Consider the following 4,221-nt stretch of genomic DNA (forward strand, 5'->3'; position numbering starts at 1 on the left):
GGGTTTGGCTTCTATACTCCCAGCCAAACCCGATTCGCACATTCACAGCGAATGCAGGGCCTCGGCGGCGCCGGAACCGACGAATTCGTTATAGCCGGATACGATCACGTAGATTGCGAAATAGCAGAAGATCGCTGCAGATGCCAGGTAGGAATAGCGCAACAGCTTGTCGCCCAGCAGCTTGCCGCCATGGCTCGCGGCGAAGCACAGCCCCGCCGACCACAGCAGCCCGGCGCACAGGAAGCCGCCGAGGAACAGCGCCGAGCTCAAAGGGCCGCCGCCACCGGAGCGGGCGATCAGCGTGCCGCCCACCGCCGCGAACCAGAGGATGGCGCTGGGCGATGACATGGCGAGAAAGATCCCGCGAAAGAACTCCTTGCGGTGGGAGTTCTGGGCGACCTCCGCCGTCTCCGCCAGCAGCGCTTCGTGGTGGATCGCCGAATAGATCATCTTCGCCGCGAAGTAGACCAACAGCGCCGAACCGCCGATCCACAGCGTCCAGCGCACGCTTTCGTACTGCAGCAGCACGGTCATCCCCGCCAGCGCCAGCACCGCGTAGACCAGGTCGCCGACACAGGTGCCCAGGCCCAGCGCGAAGCCTTGAAAATAGCCGCGCTGCATCGCCAGCGTGATCATCGCGATGTTGGCCACGCCGATGTCCAGGCACAGCGAAAGGCTCAGCAAGAAGCCGCTGGTGAATTCCATTGACGGTTTTCCTTGGGAAAAAATTGTTGTCGTGCACGCTGGACAGTCTGCCACCGCTGCCCTTATCTTCCGCCACAGGTCACCGCAGTGACCAGCGTCGCTCGGACGGTTCCGGGCGCTTACGTTATCCGAGGCAACAATGGCTGAACAAGGTTCGCCGCGCCGCTTTGCGCGCATCGATCGACTCCCCCCTTACGTCTTCAACATCACCGCCGAGCTGAAGATGGCCGCCCGCCGCCGTGGCGAAGACATCATCGACCTGAGCATGGGCAACCCCGACGGCGCCACGCCGCCGCACATCGTCGAGAAACTGGTCACCGTCGCCCAGCGCGAAGACACCCACGGCTACTCGACGTCCAAGGGCATTCCGCGCCTGCGCCGGGCGATCTCCAACTGGTACAAGGAACGCTACGAGGTCGACATCGACCCGGAAAGCGAAGCCATCGTCACCATCGGCTCCAAGGAAGGCCTGGCGCACCTGATGCTGGCGACCCTGGACCAGGGCGACACCGTGCTGGTGCCCAACCCGAGCTACCCGATCCACATCTACGGTGCCGTGATCGCCGGCGCCCAGGTGCGTTCGGTGCCGCTGGTGCCCGGCGTGGACTTCTTCGCCGAGCTTGAGCGGGCCATCCGCGGCTCGATCCCGAAACCGAAGATGATGATCCTCGGCTTCCCGTCCAACCCCACCGCCCAGTGCGTGGAGCTGGACTTCTTCGAACGGGTGATCGCCCTCGCCAAGCAGTACGACGTGCTGGTGGTGCACGACCTGGCCTACGCCGACATCGTCTACGACGGCTGGAAGGCCCCGTCGATCATGCAGGTGCCCGGCGCCAAGGACATCGCGGTGGAGTTCTTCACGCTGTCCAAGAGCTACAACATGGCCGGCTGGCGCATCGGCTTCATGGTCGGCAACCCGGAACTGGTCAGCGCCCTGGCGCGGATCAAGAGCTACCACGACTACGGCACCTTCACCCCGCTGCAGGTGGCGGCCATCGCGGCGCTGGAAGGCGACCAGCAATGCGTGCGCGACATCGCCGAGCAGTACCGGCAGCGGCGCAACGTGCTGGTGAAGGGCCTGCACGAACTGGGCTGGATGGTCGAGAACCCGAAGGCGTCGATGTACGTCTGGGCGAAGATCCCCGAGGCCTACGCGCACCTGGGCTCGCTGGAGTTCGCCAAAAAACTGCTGGCCGAGGCCAAGGTCTGCGTGTCGCCGGGCGTCGGTTTCGGTGAGTACGGCGACGATCACGTGCGCTTCGCGCTGATCGAGAACCAGGACCGGATCCGCCAGGCCGTGCGCGGGATCCGCGGGATGTTCCGGGCGGACGGGCTGGCCCCGAAGACCGGCGCCTGACCTGGCGGTACTCAATGTGGCGAGGGAGCTTGCTCCCGCTCGGCTGCGCAGCAGTCGTAAATCCGGCTGATACGGTCTTATCTGAAGATCAGTGTTGAATGGTTTTGGGGCTGCATCGCAGCCCAGCGGGAGCAAGCTCCCTCGCCACAAAGATCCCTGTCGCATGGCTTCAGGCACAAAAAAACCGCAGCGATGCGGTTTTTTTGTGCCTGCCGGATCGCTTACACGAACAGCGACAGCAGCAGGATGAAGCCCAGGCCGACCACCGACAGGATGGTTTCCATCGCCGTCCAGGTCTTGAAGGTTTCCGCCACGGTCATGTTGAAGTACTGCTTGACCAGCCAGAAACCGGCGTCGTTGACGTGGGACAGGATCAGGGAGCCGGCGCCGGTGGCCAGCACCAGCAGCTCACGGTTGACGCCCGGGATCATCCCCACCACCGGCACCACGATGCCGGCGCCGGTGATGGTCGCCACGGTGGCCGAACCGGTCGCGATGCGGATCACCGCCGCCACCAGCCAGGCCAGCAGGATCGGCGAGATCTGCGCGCTGACCGCCATGTGGCCGATCACGTCGCCCACGCCGCTGGTCACCAGCATCTGCTTGAAGCCGCCGCCGGCGCCGATGATCAGGATGATCGCAGCGGTCGGCGCCAGGCTCGCGTCGAGCCACTTGAGCATCTGGTTCGAGCCGATGCCCTGCTTGTAGCCGAAGGTGTACAGCGACAGCAGCAACGCCAGCAGCAGCGCCGAGATCGGGTGGCCGATCATGTCCATCCAGGTGCGGAAGAAATGGCCGTCCGGCAGCGCCACGTCGGCGAAGGTCTTGAGCAGCATCAGGAACACCGGCAGCAGCACGGTGAGCAGGGTGATGCCGAAGCTCGGCAGGTCGGTCGAATCGGTTTCGCGGGCCAGTTGGTCCACCAGCTCCTGGTTCGGGTGACCCGGAATGTGCTTGGCGATGAACGTACCGAAGATCGGGCCGGCGATGATGGCGGTCGGCAGCGCGACGATCAGGCCGTACAGGATGGTCTTGCCGATGTCGGCGCCGAACACGCCGATGGCCAGCAGCGGACCCGGGTGCGGCGGCACCAGGCCGTGCACGGCGGACAGGCCGGCCAGCAGCGGGATGCCGATCTTGATGATCGACACGCCGGTGCGCCGGGCGACGATGAACACCAGCGGGATCAGCAGCACGAAGCCGATCTCGAAGAACAGCGGAATGCCCACCAAGAACGCGGCGAACATCATCGCCCACTGCACCTTGTCCTTGCCGAAGGCGCGGATCAGGGTCTGGGCGATCTGGTCCGCGCCGCCGGACTCGGCCATCATCTTGCCGAGCATGGTGCCCAGCGCCAGGATGATGCCGACGAAGCCGAGCACGCCGCCGAAGCCATCCTGGAACGCCTTGATGATGGTGCCGATGGGCATGCCGGAGGTCAGGCCGAGGAACGCGGCGGCGATGGTCAGGGCAATGAAGGGGTGGATCTTGAACTTGGTGATCAGGACGATAAGCCCGATCACCGTGACCACTGCATCGAGCAGCAGGTAGGCGTCGTGGGACATGCCAAACATAGGGGGTGTCTCCTGGTTTGTTGTTGTTATTAAAGCGGGTTGATCAGAAGTCGGGAGGACAGCGCTATCTCTTCGAACACGCTCATACCGCCTGTTTCAGGCCGTTGGCCAGCCACCATTGGTGGGCCTGGGCGGCCAGCTCGTCGACGCTGTGCACCGAGGCGTCGAGCGCCAGGGTCAGCGGTTCGCCCTTGGGCGACTCGAGCGTGGCGAACTGGCTTTCGATCAGCGTGGCCGGCATGAAATGGCCCGGCCGATGGGAGACGCGGTCGGCGGCCACTTCGGGGGTCAGTTCGAGGAACACGAAACCCAGGCCCGGCAAGGCGCTGCGCAGGCGTTCGCGGTAGGCGTGCTTGAGCGCCGAGCAGGTCAGCACCGGGCGCTCGCCCAGCGCGTCGATGCGGCGCAGTTCATCGCACAGGCTGTCGAGCCAGCCGGCGCGGTCTTCATCGTTCAGGGGGATCCCCGCGCTCATCTTTTCGATGTTCGCGGCCGGATGGAAAGTATCGCCTTCAATGGCAGTGGCGCCGCTCAACTGGCACAGGGCCTGGCTGACGCACGTCTTGCCGGTTGCGGCAAGACGTG

At 64.8% G+C, this 4,221-nt stretch carries 4 protein-coding genes; 1 reads left to right on the forward strand and 3 read right to left on the reverse strand.

All coding sequences use genetic code 11. The annotated features are described in order from the left end of the window. Positions 1-42: 42 nt before the first annotated feature. On the reverse strand, positions 43-705 hold the full coding sequence (locus ACIP0B_RS23685; protein ID WP_400836512.1) for a LysE family translocator: 663 nt from the start codon (positions 703-705) through the stop codon (positions 43-45). A 139-nt stretch (positions 706-844) separates the two neighbouring features. Here ACIP0B_RS23685 and alaC point away from each other — a divergent pair, with 139 nt between their 5' ends. After that, positions 845-2,062, forward strand: a complete 1,218-nt coding sequence (alaC, locus tag ACIP0B_RS23690; RefSeq protein WP_085580603.1) for an alanine transaminase — start codon at positions 845-847, stop codon at positions 2,060-2,062. Between the two features lie 221 nt (positions 2,063-2,283). Here alaC and ACIP0B_RS23695 read toward each other — a convergent pair whose 3' ends face one another. Together ACIP0B_RS23695 and ACIP0B_RS23700 are read right to left on the reverse strand one after the other, a co-directional pair. Further along, on the reverse strand, positions 2,284-3,636 hold the full coding sequence (locus ACIP0B_RS23695; protein WP_217890898.1) for a GntP family permease: 1,353 nt from the start codon (positions 3,634-3,636) through the stop codon (positions 2,284-2,286). Between the two features lie 82 nt (positions 3,637-3,718). After that, positions 3,719-4,221: gluconokinase (locus tag ACIP0B_RS23700; RefSeq protein ID WP_400836514.1), on the reverse strand; the 503-nt coding region annotated here is incomplete at its 5' end.

Source organism: Pseudomonas sp. NPDC089534 (assembly GCF_044749305.1).
GTDB lineage: Bacteria > Pseudomonadota > Gammaproteobacteria > Pseudomonadales > Pseudomonadaceae > Aquipseudomonas > Aquipseudomonas ekonensis.

Bases quoted from the DNA above. Each gene is read 5' to 3' on its own strand.
- ACIP0B_RS23685 (WP_400836512.1), bottom strand. From the start codon at position 705: ATGGAATTCACCAGCGGCTTCTTGCTGAGCCTTTCGCTGTGCCTGGAC.
- alaC (WP_085580603.1), top strand. From the start codon at position 845: ATGGCTGAACAAGGTTCGCCGCGCCGCTTTGCGCGCATCGATCGACTC.
- ACIP0B_RS23695 (WP_217890898.1), bottom strand. From the start codon at position 3,636: ATGTTTGGCATGTCCCACGACGCCTACCTGCTGCTCGATGCAGTGGTC.